Raw genomic sequence first — 23282 nt, 5'->3', positions numbered from 1 at the left:
TAATAAGGAGCATGTCGAATGAGAACAAAGGCTTCGTATCCCCGGCTTGGCCGAAGAACAGCCCCCGCGAGCACGTCATTACTGAGATCACTGCACCGTTTGCTGGCGCATCCAGCCCGTATGGTGACGATCTGATTCTGCCGATGCCGGCAGAGAAGCTGAACTACGTACACCCGTACACCCGCATCAACCGCTAAGTTGGCGCGCAGAAATCTGCGCTTCACTTAGCGAATGTGCTGAGCCTGACTGGCCTGCTTTCAGCCCCTCCGAGAATGTTCTCCTCGGTGGGGCTATACGTGTTTGTAATGTACTTGCGCCTCAACTAGTCGGCACGGGAACTAGTCGGCACGGGCTTGGGCTTTAAAGCCGTCGAGCAGCGTATCGATGAGCTGGGCTTGTATACCTGATAGGTAGTCGGTGCTCACTGGCGTTCTGGGCAGCGGGCGGGTGATGAGACCGATGCCGATGTGAAGTTCGAGTGGGGTGAGGGACTCGGGGCAGAGGCCTGCTTGCCGCGCGAGTTCGATCATCGGTTGGTAGATCGATTTCAGTTCTGCTGTGCGATGGGCAGCGATCTTCTGCGCGTCATCGTCTGAGAACGCAGCAGTGTTCATTTCGGCTAACGCAGCTTGAACAACGGCGGCGAAGTTAAGGCCGGCGATGCGATGAATGATATCGCGCCAGGTGCCTTCGGGGTCCTCGTCGAAGCCTTGCAGGTGGCTGTCCACCTCTTCCTTGATGTTCGCTACCTCCGCGCTGGTGATGGCAACGATGAGGGAGAGCCGCTCGGGGAAGTGGCGTGAGACCGTGGCGACGCCCACGCCAGCTTTCTTGGCGATTGAGCGCATGGATACGCCCGGTCCCTCGGTGATGAGCAGCTGCCTGGCTGCTGCGACGATGGCTTGCTTGTTTTCTGCTGCATCTTGTCTCACGGCTTGCATCATATCAAACGGAACACTATGCTCCACTTTGTAAGTGAAACATCCTGTTCCGTTTGGAGGCTATGTAATGTCAGCGGTGAAAAGTCGGGAAAGAAAGCAGCCATCGGTTGCTGTGAAATCGATAGCTGCCATCGTGGGGATCCCCATCGTTATCGGTCTCATGCTGTGGGCATTCTTGGCGCCCACCTTTGCATCCGGGCCAGCCGGAGTGCCGATTGCGGTCTCTGTACCGGAGCCCATGCTCGATGGCATCTCGCAGAAGATTGAGAGCGCGGCTGGGGATGAGGCCCCGGAGATCGTCGTGAAGCACGGCGAGGCGGAGGTGCGAGACGCGGTGCTACAGCGTGAGGCTGTTGGCGGCCTCGCTATCTCTCCTCAGGGCGCGAATGCTTTCACGGCCGCGGGAAATGGTGCTCCCTACGTTGCGATGGTTGACGGTCTTGCGAGCCAGCTCGAGGCTCAGGGGATGACCGTGGAGAAGCGGGAGCTGGCACCGACGACGAAGGAGGACCCGCAGGCAAGCGGCATTGCATTGCTTGGCCTTCCGCTAGCTTTTGGTGGCATTATTTCCGCTGTCATTGCCACCTTTGCATTCCGTGGTAAGAAGTGGATCAAGATGGGAGTGCTCGTTGGTATCGCGCTGGTGGGTGCGCTTATTGCTACGTGGATGCTGCACTCGGTTTATGGAACCCTCGGTGGCAGCTTCGCTGCCGAGTGGATGGCCATCGCAGCGGGTATCCTTGCGACTTCTGCGGTAACCGCCGGCCTCGCGGGAGTGATGGGGGCCGCGGGCATCGGAATCGGTGCTGTGGCGACCATCTTCCTGGCGAACCCGCTGTCGGGTCTGGCGACGGGACCATGGCTGCTTCCTGCCGGGTGGTCGACGCTGGGGCAGTGGATGCCCATCGGCGCGACGGGCCACTTGGTCCGTTCACTGTCCTTCTTTGATGGCAATGGTGCCGTCCATGCGTGGTGGGCACTGGGGCTGTGGATCGTTGTCGGTCTAGTGTTGCTGGCCTTCGATAGGTCGCGCGCTAAGGAAGACGTTGCCGTTGAGGAAAAGGTTTAAGCAAAACCAAAAGAGACTGGATGGAGGACACCATCCAGTCTCTTTTTATGTAGTTAGAGTTTTGCCTCGATGTGCCGTGCTTGCACGGCGCTGCGCGCTGCTTAGCGTGCAGCCAGAACCTGTGCCAGCGGGTCGATGACGTGGCGGTTGGCGGAGTAGAAGGCGTTGAAGTCGTGGCGGTTTGCCTTGTACTGCTCGGTGAAGGATGCCGGGATCGTCAGGCCGTACTGGGTGGCGGTGTCCTGGATGAGGGAGTAGAGGGCGTCGGAAGCCAGCTCATCGGTGGGCTCCTCAGCGGCCTCCTGAACGGCCTGCGGGGCGTCAGCCGGAGCCTCCGGAGCGGTCTTCTCCTCGGCCGGGGCTGCGGCTGCGCTTGCATCACGCGGGGTCGGGGCGGAGTTCAGGCCCAGGCTTGCGGAGCAAGCCGGCCATGCGCCCCAACCCTGCTGTGCCAGGGTGCGCTCAGCAACAACGATCTGCTGCTCGCGGGTTGCCAGGTTAGCGGTCGGAGCGAACTCGCCGCCGCCGTAGGCCTGCCAGGTCTGAGCGTTGAACTGCAGGCCGCCGTGGTAACCGTTGCCGGTGTTGATGGCCCAGTTGCCGCCGGACTCGCACTGCGCGAGGCGGTCCCAATCGGAATCCGGTGCAGCGGCAGCGTTCGGTGCCATGATGGCTGCGGCGGCGCCCACGGCAACGGTGGAGGCGGCAAACTTGGTGGCGATGGACTTGTTCTTAGCGGAGTGGCGTCCCATTAAAGTATTCCTTCTCTAGGTTGTTCTTGCTTTCTCGCGCCCAGATGATGCCCAGTCCGGCATAGTGTCTTGCAGTTGATGTTCATAGTCATGCACATCATGTGCGGCCGCCTAGTGGAAGCCCGGACTGTGTCTGGGGCGAGACTTCCACGGCCGGTGGCCGAAGTGCCTGTGGGAAAGAGTAGCGGTTTATAACGAAACAGTCACGTTAAATGCTCCAAAACGGTAACAATCATGGCAATTTATCTATGTTTCCCCTGTTCGCGGCGGCAATGTTAGCTACATCACGCATGTTATGGGTGTGGTTGATGGGGTGAACCCTGGGGCAAGTTTCTCTGGCGGAGCGTGGGGAGGTTAAGATGTATCTCTTTATAAGTTCCACGGATAGTTCCTCCGCGCGGCCGCTTCAGTATTAATTACGCCGCGCCTCCTCGTCCCGGAATGCTTGCGGCCTATAGGCCTGGCGCATGGCAGCGCCTAAGCTTTCATAAGAGGAGAGACGGAAAGAAAGTGAGTGAAGAACCATGCCTATCGGCAAAGTGAAGTGGTATGACGCGGACAAGGGCTTCGGCTTTGTCAGCAACCCCGGCGATGAAGACGTCTACGTTGGCCGCAACGTGCTGCCCAAGGGTGTTGATGAGCTGTATCAAGGCCAGCGAATCGAGTTCGACTTCGCTGCTGGCCGTCGCGGCCCGCAGGCGCTGCGCGTGAAGGTCCTTGATTCCCCGCGCCGCCGTACCCCGGCCCGCAAGCCGGAGGAGCTGTCGAGCATGCTTTCCGACGTCATGACGTTGCTCGAAACCCAAGTACAGCCTGTGCTGAGCCAGGGCCGCTACCCAGATCGCAAGACCGGCCGTCAGGTGGCGGAGATTCTGCGCGCTATTGCCAAGGACTTGGATAGCTAAGGGGCGGCCTACATTCGTAGGCCGATGACTGAAAAGTGCCCTAGTTGCCAAAAGCTAGGCTGATTTTTCAATGATCAGCCCTAAGTTTGGCAGCTAGGGCACTTTGTCGATCGGTGGGGCAGGGGCGCTACTTCTCAGCTGGCGCGTCGCCCGTGGCCTTGGACTCCTTGAGTTCTTCATCCGTCATGGTGGACAGGGACCACACCGTCTGCATCGGGGTTTCCTCGCCATTGGCATCGTGGCCAATCATGAGCGTGGAAATCTCCACCACCATCAGCTTGGGGCGCTCACCGGTGGAGGCCTCAATCGGCGGCACAGAGCCGGGGATATCCAGCGAGGTGGTCTCGTTGGCGCCGTGAGAGGTGCTGTCATTGGCGGCCGGGTCATCATAGATGGACAGCACGGACCACTCGTGGTTAGAGATGGCCTCGGGGATCTCCAACTTCAGGGTGTCATCGGGGCCCACCGTGAGGTTGGGAACCTCGCCTTCCTTGCAGTCGGTGCCAGGCTCGCAGACGCTATAGGGTGCAACGTCAAGGGTGTCGGAGCCCACCGTAGCCGTGATGGTGACGTCCTGTGGCTCGGGGCCCGGGCGGTCATTCCTCCACTTTTGGAACAGCACCACCGCCACGACGATGACCGCCACGGCGATGATGAGCACCAGAAACTGCAGCAGCGACTTCTTCCTTGCTTGCTTCACGGTAGCCATGGCTGAGAATCCTACTCGAAGCGCACCCGGTACAGCTCATCCCAGAGCTTGCCGGTGATCCAAAACTCGTCGGTGCCCGGGATTCGGGCAATGCCGTTGAGGACGGCGTTGGGATCCGTAGAAGGGGAATGGTTGAGGTTTGCGGTATCGATCACGGCGGTGACAGCGCCGGATTCCGGGTCAATGCGCAGGATATCCTCGCTCATCCAGACGTTGGCATAGACCGCACCATCGACGCACTCAAGCTCGTTGAGGTTATCCACGGGGGAGCCGTCGAGGGTGACTTCGGTGCGCGGGCCGAGCTCTGCGAAGGTCTTCGGATCCAGGTGACGCAGCTTGGCGGAGCCGTCGGACAGGATGAGTTCGGATCCCGCGTTGCACAGGCCCCAGCCCTCGCCGTCATAGCTAGCGCGGTCCAGTTCCTCGAAGGTGGCGGAATCCCGCAGGAAAGCTGTCCCGGATTTCCAGGTCAGCTGCCAGATGCCGGCGTCGGTCTGCGTGATTCCCTCGCCGAAGAATGAGCTTTCAAGCGAGGTTTCCTCTTGCGGGGCCTCTGCACCCGGGCTGAGGCGCAGCAGGCGGGACTTGCCGTTGAGCCCGGTGCCGATCAGCAGGTTGCCATCGGGGTCAACCTCCAGGCCCTGGGTAAAGGTATCGGGCGGCAGGGGTACGGTGTCCAGGACGGTAACGCCCAAGCGCTCTGGGGAGCGTGCGCTTGGCGACGTCCCACCGTCCCCCTTCGACGAGGAAGACGACGTCGAAGAGGCAGACGACACCGAAGAGGCAGGCGACACCGCGCGATCGCCTGCGGGTTGGGAGGAACACGACGTGAGCGGTGCGAGGAGAGCGCCGGCGGAGAGAGCTGCAGCGAGTGCGCGAGATGCGAGAGTGAGGTGCGGGAGGGCCATGACTGTCATTGTGCACTATGCCTTGGTGCGTGATTAATAATGGGAGGGTGACTCGCAAGAAAAAGATGCATTCCCCGCTTCTCGACTCGACCGCCGTCGACTTGGCGCGCCGGGCTGTGGAAGAGGTAGGTGAGGGGGACGTCGGCAAGCACCGCGGCGTTGCCGGAGTAGGCCGCAACGTGGCCACTCACCGTTTCGACGCCCACGTGCCGGGCTATCCGGGGTGGGAGTGGCATGCTGTCGTCGCCTGCGCGGAGGGCTCGCGCACACCGACCGTTAACGAGGTCGCGCTCGTTCCCGGCGGCCAGGCCCTCCAAGCACCCGAGTGGGTGCCCTATTCCGAGCGCCTGCGCCCAGGGGACCTTGGCCCGGGCGACCTCATGCCGCCCGCGCCCGATGACGAAAGGCTTGATGAAGGGAAGCTTTCCGAGGCAGGCCTCAAGGAAGCCAAAGAGCGCTGGCGCAAGAAGTATGGGCCTAATTCGGAGATGGCGGCGCAGGCGCAGCTGCAGTGCAAAACCTGTGCTTTCTATCTCGAGCTGATGCCTAATTATGGTGTCTGTGCCAATGAATACTCGGCGGATGGGAAAGTGGTGCACGCCACCTATGGCTGTGGTGCGCATTCCGGCACGACCATCCGTGAGGAGGGATCGGAGCAGGAGCGTCCCTTTGATGATGAGAAGCCGATCTTTTAAGAGGCTCGCCTTGCTCCCCGCACGCAGCAACGACGCAGCGTGCGGGGTTTGCGTTTTAGTACCTGGATGGAGCACCCTTAGCAGGTAAAACTTCATTTCTCTAGATAGAAGGGGCGCTCTCTCACGATGAACGCAGCTATCGATCGCTATTTCAAGATTTCCGAACGCGGATCCACCGTGGGAACCGAGGTCCGCGCCGGCGTGGTCTCGTTCTTCGCGATGGCCTACATCATCCTCCTCAACCCTCTCATCCTGGGCACGTCCGCTGACGCTGCCGGTACCACCCTGGGCATCCCGCAGGTCGCCGCCGCCACCGCACTGGTGGCCGGCGTCATGACCATCGCCTTCGGCATGATCGCCCGTTACCCATTCGCCATGGCTGCGGGCCTGGGTATGAACACCTTCGTCGCCGTGACGATGGTTTCCCTCAACGGCCTGGAATGGCGCGAGGCGATGGGCCTCGTCGTCATCGAAGGCATCATCATCGTCCTGCTGGCCATCTCTGGCTTCCGCCAGGCCGTTTTCGATGCCATCCCGGCCTCCATGAAGGCGGCGATGGGCGTGGGTATTGGTATGTTCATCGCGCTCATCGGTTTCGTGGATGGTCACTTTGTCACCCGCGTCCCGGATGCCGCGATGACCACAGTTCCGGTGAGCCTGGGCGTTAACGGTTCGATCGCTACGTGGCCGGCCTTCGTCTTCGTCGTGGGCCTGATTCTCTCCGCCTTCTTCGTCATCCGTCAGGTCCGCGGCGGACTGTTCATCGGCATCGTCATTACCACCATCATCGCCATGATCATTCAGGCGCTGACCGGTTCCGAGGACTGGGGCATGGCCACTCCGGAGGTGCCCAGTTCCTTGGGTGGTCTGCCGGATCTCTCGATTGTGGGCCAGGTCGATCCGATCAGCGCCTTTACCAAACTCGGCGTGGTCTCCACGGTCTTGCTGATCTTCACCCTGCTGCTCACCAACTTCTTCGACGCCATGGGCACCATGAACGGCCTGGGCAAGCAAGCCAACCTCGTGGACGAGAAGGGCAACCTTCCGAACATGAAGACCGCCCTGGTGGTTGAGGGCTTTGGCGCCGTTGCCGGTGGCGCCGGTTCGGTCTCCTCCAACACGGTGTTTGCGGATTCGGCGGCCGGCATTGGTGACGGTGCCCGCACCGGCCTGGCCAACGTGGTGACCGGTGTGATCTTCTTGCTGGCCATGTTCCTCACCCCGCTCTACGAGATCGTGCCCATTGAGGCAGCGGCCCCCGTCCTCGTCGTCGTGGGCGTGATGATGGCGGCACAGCTCAAGGACATCGAGTGGAACCGCATGGAGGAGGCCATTCCGGCCTTCCTCACCATCGTGGTCATGCCCTTTACTTACTCCATTGCTAACGGTATTGGTGTGGGCTTCATCGCTTATGCCCTGATGGCTACCTTTGCCGGCAAGGCCAAGAAGGTGCACTGGATCATGTGGCTCGTGGCCGCCCTCTTCGTGGTCTACTTCGCCATGGAGCCCATCAGCTCGCTGCTGGCATAGCCCGCCTGGGGAGAACACGTGGCCCTGTGCCTAAACTAGGGGCCATGCGTTTTGTCATCGATGACCCCACAGACCCTCGCCTGGACGATATCCGCGATCTCAAGCACGCGGACAAGTCCGGCGAGGGTTTCGTTTTTGGTGAGGGCCCACTGTGCGTGGAGCGCCTGCTGGCCTCACGATTCCCGGTGCGCTGCATCATCGGCTTTGAAGGAAAGCTCGACACGTTCCTAGCGAACCACGATGTTGGCGATTTTCCCGTCTATCAGGTCACTCGAGCAACGTTGGGGGAGGTCACCGGTTTCGACATGCACCGTGGGCTGGTTGCCGCGGCTGACCGCGCAGAGGCCTGGACCGTGGATGAAGTCATTGAGGGCGCTCGCACCTTGGCCATCATGGAAGGTGTGGGTGATCATGAGAACATCGGCTCGCTCTTCCGCAACGCCGCGGGCATGGATGTCGACGGCATCCTCTTAGGCTCGGGAGCTGCGGATCCGCTCTACCGGCGCTCGGTGCGCGTTTCCATGGGGCACGTGCTGCGTTTGCCCTGGGCTCGGTTCGATGGCGGCTTTACCACCTGGCAGCGCGGGCTGGAGAAGCTGCGCGACCAGGGCTTCAGGCTGGTGTCGCTGACCCCGCATCCGGACGCCGTGCATATCGCCGACGCCCTGGAGGGTGCGGATAAGTTGGCGCTGCTGGTTGGCGCGGAGGGCCCAGGCCTGACCGAGCATGCCATGCGCGCGACCGATGTGAGGGCGCGTATCCCCATGGCGGAGGGCACGGATTCCCTCAACGTGGCGACGTCGGCGGCCATTGCCTTCTACGAGCGCCAGCGCTCCCAGAGGCTCCGTGACGTCGACACCGCATAGCGGCGCACGAGTCCGCCGAGGTGCTTGGCGGTGCGGACAATCTCTTCGCCGGTGGATTCCGGCTCGAGGTCGTGCTCTTCGTAGTCGTCATAATCGTTGAGCCCCAGCTTCGCCACTGAGGTTGTGGCCACCTCAGCCACGGTGCGGCGCGGTGGGGGAGTATCGACCTTGGGCTCGGGGCGGCCGTCGGTGGCATAGCCCACGACGTCCACGTCTGGGCCGTCCTCGCCCACTTCGATGCCCAGCCAGAATTCCTGGGCAGCTTCGGTGATAGTGAGCGGCTCAAAGGGCAGGGCAATCCCACCTGCGGGCTCGTCCATCTCCCCGGCCCAGTAAGGTGCCTCAAAGGTTTCGGGCAGGCCATGATCCTCGTAGAGGTTAAAGCGCGTTCCACACAGGGAGCGGCGCAGGCGGCTGCCCGTCCAGTGCGCAAAGCCGGCATAGCCAGTCTCTGGGTTAGAGGTGAAGGCGTAAATCTCCTCTGCCGGCACGGCCTCGCGCAGGGTGCGGGAGAGCTGCGAGAGGATCAGCTGGTCATCATGGATGATGGTTTGCACGACGGCCACACCGGGGTAGCCGCCGATGTAGAACTCGCTCGCGCCGGGTTCGGCGGAACGGTTTAGGGGGAACTGCCCGATAGGCGTTACCGGTAGGGAGGGGTTGAGTTGAGCGAGAAACTTGCGGCCGAAACCGCGGTCAGCCTTGGGCTCTCCGCGGAGAACCTCGGCGGGATCGGCGGCGGTGACGTACCAGAGAGTGAGAACGGCGCTTTGGGTATCCACGGCAGGCTACTCGTTAATCGCGGGGGCGCTTGGTAGAGGAACGAACGCCGAGCAGCACATCCTCCCAGTGCGGGGTGACGGCCTTGCGGCGGCGCTTGGCAGGCTTGGGTTCCGGATCTGGGTTCTGGAGGAAGTCCTCATCTACGCCCGTTTCCTTCTCCTCCGGCTGTGCCGCCGCGCCCTCGTCGCGGGCATCTGCGTTTTCATCGGCGCCGGTTTCGGCGGGGTGCTCCCCACCGCGCGGGGAGGGAAGCACGGAAGGCTCGGCAGTGACGTCGGCCTCCGCCTCAGTGTTCTCATTTGCGTTGCCGGTGTAGGAAGACAGTTCCGTTACGCCGGGGGCTCCAGCGCGCGCGTCCTCGTTGACCTCTCGGCCCTCGGCGTAGTCACGCCCATCGATGGCTTCGTCATAGCGCTCGCCACGGCCCACGGAGGTCAGCGAACGCACCGGCTGCACGAAGTCCGGGTCCGTCAGGTCTGCGGCCACGGAATTGCGTGCCTCCACCGTGGCCGGGGAGGACATCGTCTGCTTGAAGGTCCACTCCGCTTCGTTGGCGGAAAGCCCCGTCTTCCACGTGATGCGCAGGATCCACGGTTCACCTTGATGGCGGTAGGCGTCCCATGTTGCCTCCGACAGCGAGTGCCCACGTGCGGCGAATGCGGTGGCCAGGATCTCCCACAGGGTGAGCTTGGCCGGGCCATCCTCGCGGATGGGGTGCGCCTGCTTGGCGACGTCCGCAATGCGCGCCCGCTCCAAAAGCACCGGGTGCGCAAAAGGCTCGATGCGGGATTCCGGAACGTCGAGCTCCTCGGCGATCTCAGCGGCGCTGGCACCGGCGCGGATGCGGGCTTGAATCTCATTGGGGCGCAGGCGGATTTCTTGCGCCTGCTGCGTGTGCTGAGTCTGCGGAGAGGAAGGGGAGCCACCAGAAGATGGCATCACGGTGTGCAAACCAGCAGAGCGCGAAGCCTGTGCAGAAGTGGGGGAGGAATCGTCGGTGGCGTTCCCGGCCTCGTGCGTGGTGTGGTCGGATGCCTCTTTCGCGGAGTCGGAGTCGGCGGAGTCGGCGGGAGCGAAAAGCTCGCGAAGCTCGTCGGTGACCTCGAGGAAGAACTCCTCACCATCCTCGGCCCGGAGGACGAGCGAGGTGTCAGTTGAGTCGCTGGGTGCGAGGAAAATCTCGCGCATGATGGCGCTCCTTAGCCTGGTAGCGGACATGTGATGAAATCCACTTTACCCAGAACATGCCCCGAACTCTGGCAAGAGCGCGGGGCATGTTGTATGACTCAACAAATAGGTGCAAACAAAGTTGTTGCGTGGTGCAAGGAGTGGCGGGCGAAGGCTATCGGTTGTCCAAAACGTAATCGATAGCCTTGGTGAGCTTGGTGACGTCCGCGGAGTCGATCGCCGGGAACAAGCCCACTCGCAGCTGGTTGCGGCCCAGCTTGCGGTAAGGCTCGACGTCGAGAATGCCGTTGGCGCGCAGCGTCGCGGCAACCGCAGCTGCGTCGACGGAGTCCTCGAAGTCGATGGTGCCCACCACGAGGGAACGTGCGGCAGGCTCGGCCACGAAGGGGGTGGTCTCCGGGCGGGACTCTGCCCAGTTGTACAGGATGGAGGAGTTCTCCGTGGTGCGCTTGACCATGCCGTCGAGGCCGCCGTTGGCGTTCATCCACTGCACCTGATTCTCCAGCATGAGCAGCGTGGCCACAGCTGGGGTGTTGTAGGTCTGGTTCTTGCGGGAGTTGTCCACGGCGGTCTGCAGGTTGAGGAAGGGTGGGATGAAGCGATCGGAAGAGTTAATCTTCTCGATGCGCTCGAGGGCTGCCGGGGACATGGCCGCCAGCCACAGGCCGCCGTCGGAAGCGAAGCACTTCTGCGGGGAGAAGTAGTAGACGTCGGCATCCGACATATTCACGGGCAGGCCGCCGGCGCCGGACGTGGCGTCGACGACGACGAGCTGCTCCGCGTTTTCGGGGTTGGGGCGGGTCACCGGAACCATGGCTCCAGTCGAAGTTTCGTTGTGGGCCCACGCGATGATGTCGGCGCCTTCGGCATCAGCTGCCTTCGGATCAGGTGCGGTGCCGACCTCGGCTTCGGTGACGAGCGGGGCGTCGAGCCAGGGGGCGGCGGCTGCGGCTTTAGCAAACTTAGAGGAGAATTCGCCGAAGCTGAGGTGGGCGGATTTCTTCTCAATCAGGCCGAAGGTCGCCGCGTCCCAAAACGCGGTGGCACCGCCAAGGGAGAGGACAATTTCATAGCCTTCTGGCAGGGAAAACAACTCGGAAAGCCCTTCGCGGATGGAACCGACGAGGTTCTTGACGGCTGGCTTGCGGTGCGAGGTGCCAATGATGGTGCTGGCACCCGCGGTGATTGCCTCAATTTGGGAGGGGCGGACCTTCGAGGGCCCGCAGCCAAAGCGGCCGTCGGTGGGGAGGAGATCTGCTGGCAGGACGAGTTCTGAGTTGCTCATGTGGGCAGTGTAGCCTAATTTCGTTCGCGCATTAGATACTTTGCCAGGATTGCCAATGTTGGCAGAGTCACAGGTTTTGCTAGAGTGTGAAGAGGTTTAGATCTGTCGCGCCGGCTGCGGTCGGCGTTGAACATTGAGGAAAGGAATATACGTGGCTTCTGAAAAGAACAAGGTTGTACTGCAGTACCCCGGCGGCGAGTACGAGATGGACATTAAGCAGTCCACGGAGGGTGACTCCGGCTTCGATATTGGCAAGCTCCGTAACGAGACCGGCCTAGTCACCTTTGACCCGGGCTATGCGTCTACCGGCTCTACCGAATCCAAGATCACCTTTATTAATGGTGAGGAAGGCATCCTCCGCCACCGCGGCTACGACATCGCGGACTTGGCTGAGAACGCCACCTTCAACGAGGTGTCTTACCTGTTGATCAAGGGCCACCTGCCCACCGAGGATGAGCTGTCCAAGTTCAACAACGAGATCCGTCACCACACCCTGTTGGATGAGGACTTCAAGGCAGCCTTCAACATCTTCCCGCGCAACGCGCACCCGATGGCTGTTCTAGCCTCCTCCCTCAACATTCTTTCCGCCTACTACCAGGACCAGCTCAACCCGCTGGATGAGGAGCAGCTGGATAAGGCAACCGTCCGCCTGCTGGCTAAGGTGCCGATGTTGGCCGCTTATGCTTACCGCGCATCGCAGGGTAAGCCCTACATGTACCCGGATAACAAGCTCAACGCGCGCGAGAACTTCCTGCGCATGATGTTTGGTTACCCGACTGAAGATTATGAGGTCGACCCGATCGTGGCCAAGGCTCTGGATAAGCTCCTTATCCTGCACGCTGACCACGAGCAGAACTGCTCCACCTCCACCGTCCGCATGATCGGCTCCGCTCAGGCCAACCTGTTCGTTGCTATCGCCGGTGGTATCAACGCCCTGTCCGGCCCGCTGCACGGTGGTGCTAACCAGGCTGTTCTGGAGATGCTCGAGGATATCCAGAACAACCACGGTGGTGACGCAACCGACTTCATGAACCGCGTGAAGAACAAGGAAAAGGGCGTTCGCCTCATGGGCTTCGGCCACCGCGTGTACAAGAACTACGACCCGCGCGCGGCCATCGTCAAGGACACCGCTCACGAGATCATCGATCACCTCGGTGGCGATCCGATGCTGGACCTGGCTATGAAGCTTGAGGAGATTGCGCTGAACGACGACTACTTCGTCTCCCGCAAGCTCTACCCGAACGTCGACTTCTACACCGGCCTGATCTACCGCGCCATGGGCTTCCCGACGGACTTCTTCACCGTCCTCTTTGCCATCGGCCGCCTGCCGGGCTGGATTGCTCAGTACCGCGAGCAGCTTGAGCTCAACACCAAGATCAACCGTCCGCGCCAGATCTACACCGGCGAGACCCTGCGTAAGGTCACCCCGCGTAGCGAGCGCTAAACGGTAGCCTGAACGGTGGTCTTTAACAGGCCGCCGTGGCTTGACGTATAGCCCATACGCTGGGTTTCTAGGGCCGAGCCTCTCATCTCCGCTTATACTGGGGAACGTTGTGGCTCGGCCCACGCGTATGCGGCCAGCAAAGAAGAAAGTAATCCAAGGAGGATAATCCCCAATGGAAAAGCCCGTAATTGAGCCGGCAACGGAGCCTGCTCCCCAGGACCTTGTCATCGAAGACATCGTGGTGGGTGACGGTGCCGAAGCCCAGCCGGGCGGCTTCGTTGAGGTCCACTACGTTGGTGTTGACTACGAGACGAACCAGGAGTTCGACTCTTCATGGGGTCGTGGCCAGTCCATCGAGTTCCCGCTGACTGGCCTCATCGCCGGCTGGCAGGAAGGAATCCCGGGTATGAAGGTGGGCGGCCGCCGCAAGCTGGTCATCCCGCCGGAGAAGGCCTACGGCCCGGCCGGTGGCGCACACCCGCTGTCGGGTCGCACGCTGACCTTCGTCATCGATCTCATTCGCGCCTAAAGGAAAGGGCTTAGCCCTTTCTGTTTCCCTCAATGACGCCCTGCCCGGCCGTGCGCTACTGCACGGCCGAGCAGGGCGTTTCGCGTGCGTAGGTTCGGATTAAAGCGCTGAGGAGCTATGCTTCGCCCCCACAGGGAGTTAAAGTGCGGCACAATGGGGGACATGAGTGTCCCACAAACCACGTTCAATGATGACCGCGAGATGCCGCTGATGGGTCTCGGAACCTACAAGCTGCGCGGAGAGGATCTCATCCGCTCCGTGCGTGAAGCCATCGATCTGGGCTACCGCCACTTCGATACTGCGACTCTGTACGAGAATGAAGAAGAACTTGGGCAGGCACTGAATGAGGCCATGAAGGCCGGTGACGTAACCCGGGATGAGCTGTTTATCACCAGCAAGGTCTGGCACGACCATCACGGTAAGGACAAGGTAGGCCAAGCCTTCCGTGAATCCTTGGACAAACTGCAGCTGGACTACCTTGACCTCTACCTCATCCACTGGCCGTGGCCGCAGGGTGGGCTCTATGTGGAGACGTTCGAGGAGATTGCCCGCATGCAGGGCATGGGTCAGATTGCGTCGATTGGCGTGGCCAACTTCTATGAGGAAACCTTGCAAACCCTGATTGATGAGACCGGTATCGTCCCGGTTCTCAACCAGGTGGAGCTGCACCCGGGCTTCACTCAGCCGGAGCTGCGCGAATTCCATGCCAAGCACGGCATCGTGACGGAGGCTTGGTCGCCGTTGGCGCGCGGCGTTGTGCTCAACAACCCGGTGGTTGAGTCCGTCGCCGAAAAGCATGGCATCACTGCCGGACAGGCGGTGTTGGCGTACCTGCTGAGCAAGGGGATTTCTGTTATCCCGAAGTCCAGCCGCCGGGAGCGCCTTGCAGAAAACTTCGCTGCCGCAGAGGTTGAGCTTACTTCCGAAGACGTAGCGGCTCTTGATGCGCTTGATGGCCAGGAAGGCTTTGGCCGTATGTTCAAGGACCCGCGAGAGTTCCCTGGCGCCTAAGCCGAAACACGTGGGGCGTAACCAAACGCCCGCGAGCGGTGGAGCCCGCCTTCAGCGCCTTGCTCTTTCTTTCTACATCGTTAGGGGAGAGGGGAGGACGCTGAAGGCGGGCTTTGTTGCGTACCCAGGGAAGTGGGAATCGTGAGGGGTGGGGGAGTGAAGATCTGTGAAAGACTCTGTGAAGTTTCGGTTTGCTAAATTAGATTCTTCCTTTGGAATCTCCTGTGGGGGTGCTAGCAGCGAGATAGAAATCCCTTGTAGTTGCAAGGGTAGGGGGTAGCGAAAGTGTATGTTATTAACTTTTCTTGGCAGGATTTACAACCTTGCAAGAGCGGTTAGGTAACTTACTGTGCAAGGCAAAACGTGATTGAAGACACTACCTCTTGTCTCTCACCGCGGTTTGTGGAGAAAAGACCCCTTGTAAGGAGAGCGACATGACTGACGCACCTGCTTCGATTAACTCGCGCCGCGAACCTACGCCGCAAGAGTTCATCGAGATGCGTGACAGCCCGCAGTTTGCCAAGCTGCGCAGCGCGTACCGCAAATTCACCTTCCCCATGACTGTGGCGTTCTTTGTGTGGTACGTCCTCTATGTGCTGGCTGCGGTCTTTGCCCCCAGCTTCATGGCCATAGAGCTTGGTGGCGGTTGGAACATTGGCCTTGTCTTTGGCCTCGCCCAGTTCTTGACAACCTTCATCATTACGTACATCTACGTCAACTACGCCAACAAGAACATCGAGCCGCAAGCAGCGGCCATTCGCCAGGAACTGGAGGGCTAAACAATGCAGACCATAACTTTGGCCGCAGCGGAATCCTCCGCCGGCAACCCGATTCTGAATATCTCAGTCTTCGCCGCCTTCCTCGTTGTCACCATGTACGTGGTGCTTCGCGCCGGCAAGTCCACGAAGGAAGCCTCTGACTTTTACACCGGCGGCGGTAGTTTCTCCGGCCGGCAGAACGGCCTTGCTATCTCTGGCGACTACCTGTCCGCCGCGTCCTTCCTGGGCATCGTCGGCGCCGTTGCGCTCAACGGCTACGATGGCTTCCTCTACTCGGTCGGCTTCTTCGTCGCCTGGCTCGTTGCGCTGATGCTCGTCGCGGAGCCGATGCGCAACGTTGGCCGCTTCACCATGGCGGACGTGTTGTCCTTCCGCCTTAAGCAGCGCCCGGTGCGCGTGGCAGCTGCGATTTCGACCCTGTTCGTGTCGCTGTTCTACCTCATCGCGCAGATGGCCGGCGCAGGTTCCCTCGTGGCCGTGCTCCTGAATATTCACGATTTCAAGTGGCAGGCCGTCGTCGTCGGCATCGTGGGCATCCTCATGATCGTTTACGTTCTTGTTGGCGGCATGAAGGGTACGACCTACGTGCAGATGATCAAGGCCGTGCTCCTGGTAACCGGCGTGGTCATCATGTGCATCCTCACCTTTGTCTTGTTGAAGGGGGGCTTCAGCGCACTCTTTACCCAGGCGATTGATATGCACGCTAATTCCGAAGCCATCAAGGAGGGCGGCTATGAAGCCTCCCAGATCATGGAGCCGGGCCTGAAGTACGGCAAGAACCTCACCACCAAACTCGACTTCATCTCCTTGGGCATCGCCCTCGTTCTCGGTGTTGGTGGCCTGCCGCACGTTCTCATGCGCTTCTACACGGTGCCGACCGCGACCGAGGCTCGCCGCTCCGTTACCTGGGCCATCGTCATCATCGGTGCCTTCTACCTCATGACTCTGGTTTTGGGCTACGGCGCTGCCGCCCTGGTTGGCCCGGACCGCATCCTCGCCGCACCGGGTGGTGCAAACTCCGCGGCACCGCTGCTGGCCCTGGAAATCGGTGGCTCCATCTTCATGGCGGTCATTTCTGCGGTGGCCTTCGCTACCGTTCTGGCTGTCGTCGCTGGCCTCGCCATTACTGCATCGGCCTCCATCGCGCACGACATCTACCACTCCGTTATCCGCAACGGCGAGTCCACCGAGGCTGAGCAGGTCCGCGTCTCCCAGATCACCGTGGTTGTCCTGGGCATCGTCGCCATCATTCTGGGCATTCTGGCCATGACCCAAAACGTTGCCTTCCTGGTGTCCTTGGCCTTCGCGGTTGCGGCATCCGCTAACCTGCCGACCATCCTGTACTCCCTGTACTGGCGTCGATTCAACACCGCGGGCGCTGTGGCATCGATGTACACCGGTGTTATTTCCTGCTTGGTACTCATCTTCCTGTCCCCGGCGGTATCCGGTTCCCCGACCTCGATGTTCCCGAATGCCGACTGGTCCATTTTCCCGCTGTCCTCCCCGGGCCTGGTCACTATCCCGCTGGCATTCTTCGCGGGCTGGATCGTCTCCATCATGACCCCGCCGGACAACCTGGAAGAGCTGTCCGCAGAGATGGAGGTTCGTTCCCTGACTGGTGTGGGTGTTGAGGCTCCGGTGGACCACTAAAACACCTAAAACGCTACGTTTCGGACGGTAGAGAGTAGACTCAGGTTCTGTGTTTTACTCTCAGCCTTCTCACAGGGCGGTGTCAGCGCGAGCTGGTGCCGCCCTTCTGGCGTGCGTGCTCGGAGCAGCGAGTCTCACTGCATGCTCACCAGCGTATGAAGAAGACTCCACGGCTGGCGGTTCAGCGCAGACCAGCGCAAGCAAGCCTGGTCCCATCACGCATAGGAAAGGACAGCTGCAGCTGGCAGCTGTCCCGGACTCGGTAGGTCAGTTCCTCAAAGGCGATGAGTCCAAGGCCATCACGTATTACCGCATTGAGACGGGCATGCACATGGGCTCGGCCACCGAACACCAGCCGCGCTATGCGCTGAGCCTGATCAAGCTCTACATCGCAACCTACGTACTGGAACGCGGGTCCTTCGAGGATAAATACGTAGCACTGGATATGATTTCTGATTCCTCCGATGAGAGCGCCGGGAAGCTCTTTGAGAAATACCCGCGGTCCATCGATTCAATAGCCAAGGAATACGGGCTGAAGTCTACGTCCGCGGGGGAGGACTGGGGCCATTCCATGACTTCTACCTATGACGTGGTGCGGTTCATTGTCCAGCTCATGGAAGATGATCCGACCCATCCGGTGCTGGTGGCGATGTCCCATGCCGATGCCGTCTCGGCCGACGGGTACCAGCAAGACTATGGAACCGCGAAATTGAGCGACGTCGTGGGCTCCAAATGGGGATGGTCGGACAGCAAGGACCGGCACTCCTCGGTGTCTTTCGGGGAGGACTTCGTTGTGGCTGCGTCCATCGAAGGCTCCGCCGAGGAGCTCACGTCCTACGTGCGCAAGGAGATTACCGGAAAGAACCTGGTGAAGGGCAACAACCTGAACAAGGAGGCGCTGGCCAACCCCAGTGCTGTTGCCACGCGCTTGGCGACGTCCACCGCTACCACCAGTGCGACCTCCACAACGTCCACGGCGGCGTCGCCAGCAGCAGCGTCCTCATCTGCGGAGCCGTCCTCCACTGCGTCCTCGCCGGCTTCGCGTTCTAAGGCTTCGGCTTCGAAGACGACTGCGGCGAGGTAGGGGACCGCGCTGCAGAAAGGCGTTTAGCCCATGGACTTGCGCACGGTGTTGAGGATATCCACCGCACCACGCATCTGGTCAGTGCTGATGGAGGAACCGGCGATGGTGATGCCATCACCGTTCATGCTGGAGCCGGGCCCGGTGGGATCCGGCAGAGAGATGTTGGGCAGCGGGATGTTATTCGGCGCCGCTGGGTTGTCCTGGGCCTTCGGTGGGTTAACCCCGCCGTTGCCCGGGGTCCACTGGCCCCAATCATTCGCGTAGACGGTGTTGATATCGCAGGTCACGCCGTCGATGGTGGCCTGGTTCTTGGCTTTCTGGTGGATGGTGGTGCGCGGGTGGATCTTGCCGCCCGAACCCCAATCGTGCATCCAGTAGAACTGGCCGATTCGGTCGGCAACGCACCAATCGATGACGTTGTAATTGCCGTATACGCCGGTCTGGTAGCCGGCCGCGCTCAGCGCTGTCGAGAAGGCCTTGAGGTAGGGGCGGATCTGGTTTTCATACTGGGCGCGGGTGGGGTTGTCATCGATGGCAATGTAGATGGGGCGGCCCGTTGGCCCGCCCGCGGCCTTGTGGATGGCGATGGCCTGCGGCGCGTGGATAGCAGCGCCCGCGGCGCCGTTGAGCCAGTCGGCGTTGTCGGCGCGGCCGAACTGGTAGATGGAGGCGGTCTTTAGGCCTGCTGCGGCGTTGGCCTTCGTCTCTGCCAGGGTGACGGGCTTGCCCTTCATCCACTCTGCGCCCGGACGGCGCTGGGAAACATAGCGGATGGTGCCAAGGTGGCCTGCCGCTTTGATGGCGCGGGCGGAAGGGACGCCGCCGGAGAAATCAACGATGGTGCCCACAGCTGGGCCTACGGCGAGCGCGGCGGGGGCGTGGCTGCCGATGGCACCGGCCGTGAGCGCGAGGGCGCCGGCTTTGATGAGGGAGCGGCGGGACAAAGACATGGTGGAGTTCTCCTAGCAGGGGTCAAGCGGGCTGATAAAGATGGGGGCGAAGAAAGTATCTGAAGTCACTTTAGTCACGATGGTCTAAAATTGCACCACAATTAGTATGGGTGGGTGCACAGGTGCGCCTCGCAGAGTTTTCGAGGCGTATGGGATCTTAAGGACGGAGGAGTGAGCATGGCCGAAGAGCTGAGAATGCGGTTTGTGCAGGGAGACAGCGTTGTCCGGCTTAATCACCAGCAGTTCAGCGATGCCGAGGTGCAAGCGGTTCTCCACGGCTACATTGAGAACTGTCGCCTGAATTCCCCGTGGATCCTCGATACCCGTAAAGAAGGCAACACCCTCGTGGTGGAGCATCTTTTCCCGGCGGAAGAATTCATTGAGGTCAATAGCGACCGCATGGATATCGATGCCGACTTCGTCGAGTCGCTGCCCCTGACGTATCCCATCGTGTTTGAAATCCGCTCTGGCTACCTGCGCATCCACAAGCCGCTCGCAGCCAGATACGGTGTGCTCCTCTCTGACTTCATTCGTGGCCTCTGGGAATTGTTGTTGCAAGGGCAGATGCACTACCTGTGGGACCATGGCTTTGCGCAGTGCGGCGGAGTGGGAACGATTCAGCTCAATGCCTATGGGCTGCTGGAGCCGGACGAGCCGCTCATTGGGTTCTATCGGGTAGACGTCGACATGCAGCACGAGGCCTGGGTGTACATCACCCCGCAAGGGCTCATTCTGGTTTTCGACGATGACGACGTCCTTGCCTTCGACAAAGTGGACATGCGCAATCCCTCGATTCCCTCTGGAGTCTTTTCTTTCAGCATGCTCAAGGCTGAGGTTGTTGGAACCGGTGGCGGCAAGACCATAAAAACCTCGTTGAGCCCAAAGGACCTCGGGGAACTGGACCAGGCTCGGACGGATATCCGCACCATGTTGTCCTCGCCACACCAAGGGCAGCCGCGCCGTATGGTGGATCCGAACCCGCTTCCCTGGATCGTGGTGGACGGCGAAGAGCTGGGCTATATGGCACAGGCGGATCTGGAGCGCTACCGCCGCCAGCGCTCCGATGCCGGGCACAACCCATTCGGGGATGGCTCCCACACTATGCAGCAAGCCATGGACAACCCCTTCGTTGAATCGTGGGAGGAGAACCCTTCGCGCGACGATAACCCTTTCGCTTAAAGCGCTCTAAAGGCGCTTAAAGCGGAGTGGGCTTAGGGCTGGGTCGTGCGGAACGTGACGTTGGTGGGGTTTTCTACCGTGCGGGAGACGGTGCAGTCCTTCTCGTGGGAGATGCGCACGAGGCGCTCCACCATGGACTGGGCCTGACGGCCGGCATCGGTATCGGGGAAGCGGAGGGAGAATTCCACGTTGACGTCGCTAAGCCTTGAGGCGCCGTCCTCGTTGACGCGGGTGCCTTCTACGTGGACGTCGAAAAGCTCCGGCTCCGTGCGCCGGGAGGTGACCACGTCGACGTCCACGGCCGAGCAGCCCGCCACGGCAGCGAGCAACAGCTCGACCGGACTTAGCAGTCCGTCGCCCGTGCCGAATTCGAGGGTCGCGCCCGCAGTGTTCGTGGCGCGGTAGCGACCGGTATCAACGCGGGTGACGTCGACGTTGTATTTCTTAGTGATATTGCTCATGAGCGTTCATCCTAGCGGCGGGTAATCATTTAAACGTGCGTTCATGCGGTCGTTACGTGAGGGAAAGCTATGGAGAATACATTTCTTATGTCTCTTTTGGCTTTATTCACTGTGATTGGAAGAACTATGGCTTCTCGCCGCCTGCTCGGCACCGTGGTCACCGCCTCGGTGGCCGGTACGTTCCTTATTGTCCCTGCTTCTGCCGATGAGTCGGTGGAAGGCCTAGGTTCGCGCTTCAGCATCGGTGTGCTGCCGGATACTCAGTTCTATTCCCGTTACTCCACCCCGGAAACCGGCAACCTGGCGCAAGCGCGCTACGGTAGCGAGCCTTTTAAGGCGCAGACCGAGTGGCTGGTGAAGAACCAGCAGGCGCTCAACATGGACTTCGCTACCCACCTCGGTGACGTGGTGGACCAGGCGGACGTCGAGGGGGAGTGGAAGGTTGCTGATGAGGCGATGAAGGTCCTCGATGATTCCGACCTGAACTACTCCATCTTGCCGGGCAACCACGACATGATTGAGGATAAGTCAGCGCACCCGTACGACGTCTACTTCAGTGCCGAGCGCGCCAAGACCGCCAACCCGGAAACCTTCCAAGAGCGCCACACCGCGGTCAACAATGACTCCGAGTACCACATTTTTGAGGCCGAGGGCCAGAAGTACCTGGTCCTGGCGCTGGGCTGGCGCGCGGATGATGCGGCTCTGGAGTGGGCGCAAGGCGTTCTCGATGCGCACCCGGACCTGCCGGTCATCCTCACCAGCCACGAGGTGCTCAACCTCGATGGTGCTGGCGAGGTTTTCTACTCCGATGACTATGGCCAGGGCCTGTGGGACAAGTTCATTAAGAAGAACGACCAGATCTTCTTGACCATGGGCGGCCACCACCACGGCGCGGGCTACCGCGTGGACAAGAACGATGCAGGCCACGACGTCATCGGCATCCTGCAGGACTACCAGATGGCTTACCAGGGCGGTAACGGTCTGCTCGGCGTGCTCGAGTTCGACCTGAGCGGCAATGAGCTGGAGATGACCGCCCTGTCCCCGTGGGTCGCGCAGAAACCAGCGAAGGAGCTCACGCAGTTCGACAAGCTCATCCTCGACGGCACAGGCGATAGCTATCACGTGCCGCTCAACTTCAAGGAGCGTTTCGCTGACTTCGCCCCGGACTGGACCATTGGCGATGAAAACGACCCGGACCTCGGTCAGAAGGCCCGCGACATCGCTGAGGAAGGCTACACCCCGTACACCATCCCGAAGGACCAGCTGCCGGAGGGCCCGAATGACTTCGTGAAGTCCGACAAGACCGTCTTCCACTGGCGCCCGGGGCAGACCAAGAACACGGACGGCAAGCAGCTTGCCGACGGCGACGTGGCCACCGAAGGCGCAGTCATTCCGGATGTCTTCGGTGCTGATGGTGCCGGTGACCTCGTTCGCGAGGGTGGTCCTTCCAACACGGGTGAGCGCATCACCTACACCAAGGACCACCACCCGTTGTCCTCTGATTCTGGCTCCCTCTACTGGTCCGACCCAGCTGGCAAGCTCGCGATGGCAGAGTTTCGGTCCAAGGAAGGCGCGGAGATCAACAAGGTCGATACCTCCGAGGGCTACACCTTTGAGTCCTTCGTGAAGATTCCGAAGGACTTCAACGGCTCTGAGCACGGCTGGGGGAGTGCGCTCTCCCGCGACTCCAGCATCGCCGAGCTTGTCGACGGATCCGAGGACACCGACCCCACCGTCATGTTCGGCATTTCTAACCTCCGTGAGCTGCGCTGGTGGGCGGAACCGAAGGAAGGCGAAGGTTCGACTGTCTGGTCCCACGAGGTTCCCACCGAGGAGTGGATGCACATCGCCGTAGTCAACAAGCCGGATTCCGACACCGTAGAGATGTTCATCAACGGTGCACCCATCCTGCGCAACGCCAAGGGTGCTGAAGGCCTCCTCCCGCGCGACCTGCAGTGGGTTATGGGCGCTGGCTTTGATAGCCGCAAGCCGCAGGACCCGTGGTACGGCTGGATTGGTGAGACCCGCCTGACCCAGGGCGTTCTGGACTCCGACGAGTGGCTCACCGCGCGCCCGGCCGTGAAGGAGGAAGAGCCGTCGAGCTCCACTACGACGCCTACCGAGCCGACCAAGCCTTCTAAGCCGACCAACACGAAGGAGCCTTCTGCCGACGATATGGCTGCGGCCTTCTTCGCAGGCTCCAGCCGTGGCGCGAAGGTTATCCTCCCCATCATCGCCGTCATTGCAGTCGTCGGCGGTGCCGCCTACGGCCTCATCCCGACCATCAACCGCATCTTCGGTCTTAACATCCCGCAGCCGAAGCTGCCGCAGATCCCGGGTCTGAACTAGTTACCGTTCACCCTCCGTCCCCCGACTCACATTGAGGCGGGGGTTTTCTATTGTGATGGCCCTGGGCGGATTTTAGCGGGTTAAGGGTCAAAATGTGTGTCTGGCTCGGCGTGTCGCTGGGGTTAGATTTGGCCTTTTTGGATGCCGATTGAGTGGGTGTACTCGGTGTCGATACCGTTGTCGTAGAGGGCTGGTCGTCCTGTTTCGTGGTCGGC

General features: G+C 61.0%; 23 protein-coding genes. 14 read left to right on the top strand and 9 right to left on the bottom strand.

What is annotated here, in order from left to right; genetic code table 11:
• The first annotated feature begins 11 nt into the window (after nt 1-11).
• Nucleotides 12-197: a hypothetical protein gene (locus tag HMPREF2912_RS09290; RefSeq protein ID WP_070523044.1), complete on the top strand. Its 186-nt coding sequence runs from the start codon at nt 12-14 to the stop codon at nt 195-197.
• A gap of 141 nt (nt 198-338) precedes the next feature.
• Here HMPREF2912_RS09290 and HMPREF2912_RS09285 read toward each other — a convergent pair whose 3' ends face one another.
• Complete coding sequence (locus tag HMPREF2912_RS09285; RefSeq protein WP_246816513.1) at nt 339-941, bottom strand: TetR/AcrR family transcriptional regulator; 603 nt, start codon at nt 939-941, stop codon at nt 339-341.
• Nucleotides 942-1053: 112 nt separating this feature from the next.
• Here HMPREF2912_RS09285 and HMPREF2912_RS09280 point away from each other — a divergent pair, with 112 nt between their 5' ends.
• Nucleotides 1054-2010, top strand: a complete 957-nt coding sequence (locus HMPREF2912_RS09280; RefSeq protein ID WP_232748464.1) for an ABC transporter permease — start codon at nt 1054-1056, stop codon at nt 2008-2010.
• A gap of 101 nt (nt 2011-2111) precedes the next feature.
• On the opposite strand, the gene HMPREF2912_RS09275 is transcribed toward HMPREF2912_RS09280, so the two are convergent.
• Entirely contained in the window at nt 2112-2762 is a 651-nt protein-coding gene (locus HMPREF2912_RS09275) for a resuscitation-promoting factor Rpf1 domain-containing protein (RefSeq protein ID WP_070523053.1), read from the bottom strand.
• 524 nt (nt 2763-3286) lie between these two features.
• On the opposite strand from HMPREF2912_RS09275, the gene HMPREF2912_RS09270 reads away from it, so the two are divergent.
• Nucleotides 3287-3667, top strand: a complete 381-nt coding sequence (locus HMPREF2912_RS09270; RefSeq protein WP_070523056.1) for a cold-shock protein — start codon at nt 3287-3289, stop codon at nt 3665-3667.
• A gap of 127 nt (nt 3668-3794) precedes the next feature.
• Here the strand turns inward: HMPREF2912_RS09270 and HMPREF2912_RS09265 are convergent, their stop codons facing one another.
• Both HMPREF2912_RS09265 and HMPREF2912_RS09260 read right to left on the bottom strand, forming a co-directional pair.
• Entirely contained in the window at nt 3795-4376 is a 582-nt protein-coding gene (locus HMPREF2912_RS09265) for a DUF2771 domain-containing protein (RefSeq protein ID WP_070523059.1), read from the bottom strand.
• Nucleotides 4377-4387: 11 nt separating this feature from the next.
• Nucleotides 4388-5293, bottom strand: coding sequence for a glutaminyl-peptide cyclotransferase (locus tag HMPREF2912_RS09260; protein WP_101736171.1), 906 nt, complete (start codon nt 5291-5293; stop codon nt 4388-4390).
• Nucleotides 5294-5349: 56 nt separating this feature from the next.
• On the opposite strand from HMPREF2912_RS09260, the gene HMPREF2912_RS09255 reads away from it, so the two are divergent.
• The 3 genes from HMPREF2912_RS09255 to HMPREF2912_RS09245 all read left to right on the top strand — a co-directional run bounded on the left by HMPREF2912_RS09255 (nt 5350) and on the right by HMPREF2912_RS09245 (nt 8375).
• The gene (locus HMPREF2912_RS09255; RefSeq protein WP_319803319.1) at nt 5350-5979 is read left to right on the top strand and encodes a DUF3027 domain-containing protein; all 630 of its coding nucleotides are present in this window, start codon (nt 5350-5352) and stop codon (nt 5977-5979) included.
• 126 nt (nt 5980-6105) lie between these two features.
• Nucleotides 6106-7509, top strand: a complete 1404-nt coding sequence (locus HMPREF2912_RS09250) for an NCS2 family permease (RefSeq protein WP_070624531.1) — start codon at nt 6106-6108, stop codon at nt 7507-7509.
• Nucleotides 7510-7553: 44 nt separating this feature from the next.
• The gene (locus tag HMPREF2912_RS09245; protein ID WP_070683892.1) at nt 7554-8375 is read left to right on the top strand and encodes a TrmH family RNA methyltransferase; all 822 of its coding nucleotides are present in this window, start codon (nt 7554-7556) and stop codon (nt 8373-8375) included.
• Here the strand turns inward: HMPREF2912_RS09245 and HMPREF2912_RS09240 are convergent.
• The 3 genes from HMPREF2912_RS09240 to serC form a co-directional block, all read right to left on the bottom strand.
• On the bottom strand, nt 8327-9157 hold the full coding sequence (locus HMPREF2912_RS09240; RefSeq protein WP_070624529.1) for a DUF6928 family protein: 831 nt from the start codon (nt 9155-9157) through the stop codon (nt 8327-8329). The two genes, HMPREF2912_RS09245 and HMPREF2912_RS09240, sit on opposite strands and share 49 nt — an antisense overlap.
• A gap of 13 nt (nt 9158-9170) precedes the next feature.
• Nucleotides 9171-10346, bottom strand: a complete 1176-nt coding sequence (sepH, locus tag HMPREF2912_RS09235; protein WP_070683890.1) for a septation protein SepH — start codon at nt 10344-10346, stop codon at nt 9171-9173.
• 154 nt (nt 10347-10500) lie between these two features.
• Nucleotides 10501-11631, bottom strand: a complete 1131-nt coding sequence (gene serC, locus HMPREF2912_RS09230; RefSeq protein ID WP_070565690.1) for a phosphoserine transaminase — start codon at nt 11629-11631, stop codon at nt 10501-10503.
• A 151-nt stretch (nt 11632-11782) separates the two neighbouring features.
• Between serC and HMPREF2912_RS09225 the strand changes: the two genes are divergently transcribed.
• The 6 genes from HMPREF2912_RS09225 (at nt 11783) to HMPREF2912_RS09200 (ending at nt 18128) form a co-directional block, all read left to right on the top strand.
• Nucleotides 11783-13075, top strand: a complete 1293-nt coding sequence (locus HMPREF2912_RS09225) for a citrate synthase (RefSeq protein WP_083299257.1) — start codon at nt 11783-11785, stop codon at nt 13073-13075.
• A 172-nt stretch (nt 13076-13247) separates the two neighbouring features.
• Nucleotides 13248-13604 (top strand): FKBP-type peptidyl-prolyl cis-trans isomerase, encoded by a 357-nt coding sequence (locus tag HMPREF2912_RS09220; protein ID WP_010187736.1) that lies wholly within the window; start codon nt 13248-13250, stop codon nt 13602-13604.
• 153 nt (nt 13605-13757) lie between these two features.
• A complete protein-coding gene (locus tag HMPREF2912_RS09215) occupies nt 13758-14615 on the top strand; it encodes an aldo/keto reductase (RefSeq protein WP_070523088.1) in 858 nt (285 codons plus the stop codon).
• 434 nt (nt 14616-15049) lie between these two features.
• A complete protein-coding gene (locus HMPREF2912_RS09210) occupies nt 15050-15394 on the top strand; it encodes a DUF485 domain-containing protein (RefSeq protein ID WP_070523091.1) in 345 nt (114 codons plus the stop codon).
• Nucleotides 15395-15397: 3 nt separating this feature from the next.
• Entirely contained in the window at nt 15398-17044 is a 1647-nt protein-coding gene (locus tag HMPREF2912_RS09205; RefSeq protein WP_070531594.1) for a solute symporter family protein, read from the top strand.
• 49 nt (nt 17045-17093) lie between these two features.
• Entirely contained in the window at nt 17094-18128 is a 1035-nt protein-coding gene (locus HMPREF2912_RS09200) for a hypothetical protein (protein ID WP_070683888.1), read from the top strand.
• Between the two features lie 23 nt (nt 18129-18151).
• On the opposite strand, the gene HMPREF2912_RS09195 is transcribed toward HMPREF2912_RS09200, so the two are convergent.
• Nucleotides 18152-19078 (bottom strand): DUF1906 domain-containing protein, encoded by a 927-nt coding sequence (locus HMPREF2912_RS09195; RefSeq protein WP_070683886.1) that lies wholly within the window; start codon nt 19076-19078, stop codon nt 18152-18154.
• Nucleotides 19079-19255: 177 nt separating this feature from the next.
• On the opposite strand from HMPREF2912_RS09195, the gene HMPREF2912_RS09190 reads away from it, so the two are divergent.
• The gene (locus HMPREF2912_RS09190) at nt 19256-20257 is read left to right on the top strand and encodes a hypothetical protein (RefSeq protein ID WP_070683884.1); all 1002 of its coding nucleotides are present in this window, start codon (nt 19256-19258) and stop codon (nt 20255-20257) included.
• A 32-nt stretch (nt 20258-20289) separates the two neighbouring features.
• On the opposite strand, the gene HMPREF2912_RS09185 is transcribed toward HMPREF2912_RS09190, so the two are convergent.
• On the bottom strand, nt 20290-20718 hold the full coding sequence (locus tag HMPREF2912_RS09185) for an OsmC family protein (protein WP_070531604.1): 429 nt from the start codon (nt 20716-20718) through the stop codon (nt 20290-20292).
• A gap of 126 nt (nt 20719-20844) precedes the next feature.
• On the opposite strand from HMPREF2912_RS09185, the gene HMPREF2912_RS09180 reads away from it, so the two are divergent.
• Complete coding sequence (locus tag HMPREF2912_RS09180; protein ID WP_070531607.1) at nt 20845-23067, top strand: LamG-like jellyroll fold domain-containing protein; 2223 nt, start codon at nt 20845-20847, stop codon at nt 23065-23067.
• Nucleotides 23068-23282: the final 215 nt, after the last annotated feature.

The organism is Corynebacterium sp. HMSC056E09, assembly GCF_001813425.1.
Taxonomy (GTDB): Bacteria; Actinomycetota; Actinomycetes; order Mycobacteriales; family Mycobacteriaceae; genus Corynebacterium; species Corynebacterium hesseae.
The sequence above is the reverse complement of the archived record's forward strand: the minus strand, read 5'-3'. Positions and strand labels throughout refer to the sequence as shown.

Excerpts from the sequence above, each read along its gene's own strand:
- HMPREF2912_RS09290 (WP_070523044.1), top strand. The coding sequence starts at position 12 with ATGTCGAATGAGAACAAAGGCTTCGTATCCCCGGCTTGGCCGAAGAAC.
- HMPREF2912_RS09285 (WP_246816513.1), bottom strand. The coding sequence starts at position 941 with ATGCAAGCCGTGAGACAAGATGCAGCAGAAAACAAGCAAGCCATCGTC.
- HMPREF2912_RS09275 (WP_070523053.1), bottom strand. The coding sequence starts at position 2,762 with ATGGGACGCCACTCCGCTAAGAACAAGTCCATCGCCACCAAGTTTGCC.
- HMPREF2912_RS09270 (WP_070523056.1), top strand. The coding sequence starts at position 3,287 with ATGCCTATCGGCAAAGTGAAGTGGTATGACGCGGACAAGGGCTTCGGC.
- HMPREF2912_RS09265 (WP_070523059.1), bottom strand. The coding sequence starts at position 4,376 with ATGGCTACCGTGAAGCAAGCAAGGAAGAAGTCGCTGCTGCAGTTTCTG.
- HMPREF2912_RS09260 (WP_101736171.1), bottom strand. The coding sequence starts at position 5,293 with ATGACAGTCATGGCCCTCCCGCACCTCACTCTCGCATCTCGCGCACTC.
- HMPREF2912_RS09255 (WP_319803319.1), top strand. The coding sequence starts at position 5,350 with ATGCATTCCCCGCTTCTCGACTCGACCGCCGTCGACTTGGCGCGCCGG.
- HMPREF2912_RS09250 (WP_070624531.1), top strand. The coding sequence starts at position 6,106 with ATGAACGCAGCTATCGATCGCTATTTCAAGATTTCCGAACGCGGATCC.
- HMPREF2912_RS09245 (WP_070683892.1), top strand. The coding sequence starts at position 7,554 with ATGCGTTTTGTCATCGATGACCCCACAGACCCTCGCCTGGACGATATC.
- sepH (WP_070683890.1), bottom strand. The coding sequence starts at position 10,346 with ATGCGCGAGATTTTCCTCGCACCCAGCGACTCAACTGACACCTCGCTC.
- serC (WP_070565690.1), bottom strand. The coding sequence starts at position 11,631 with ATGAGCAACTCAGAACTCGTCCTGCCAGCAGATCTCCTCCCCACCGAC.
- HMPREF2912_RS09220 (WP_010187736.1), top strand. The coding sequence starts at position 13,248 with ATGGAAAAGCCCGTAATTGAGCCGGCAACGGAGCCTGCTCCCCAGGAC.
- HMPREF2912_RS09215 (WP_070523088.1), top strand. The coding sequence starts at position 13,758 with ATGGGGGACATGAGTGTCCCACAAACCACGTTCAATGATGACCGCGAG.
- HMPREF2912_RS09210 (WP_070523091.1), top strand. The coding sequence starts at position 15,050 with ATGACTGACGCACCTGCTTCGATTAACTCGCGCCGCGAACCTACGCCG.
- HMPREF2912_RS09205 (WP_070531594.1), top strand. The coding sequence starts at position 15,398 with ATGCAGACCATAACTTTGGCCGCAGCGGAATCCTCCGCCGGCAACCCG.
- HMPREF2912_RS09195 (WP_070683886.1), bottom strand. The coding sequence starts at position 19,078 with ATGTCTTTGTCCCGCCGCTCCCTCATCAAAGCCGGCGCCCTCGCGCTC.
- HMPREF2912_RS09190 (WP_070683884.1), top strand. The coding sequence starts at position 19,256 with ATGGCCGAAGAGCTGAGAATGCGGTTTGTGCAGGGAGACAGCGTTGTC.
- HMPREF2912_RS09185 (WP_070531604.1), bottom strand. The coding sequence starts at position 20,718 with ATGAGCAATATCACTAAGAAATACAACGTCGACGTCACCCGCGTTGAT.
- HMPREF2912_RS09180 (WP_070531607.1), top strand. The coding sequence starts at position 20,845 with ATGGCTTCTCGCCGCCTGCTCGGCACCGTGGTCACCGCCTCGGTGGCC.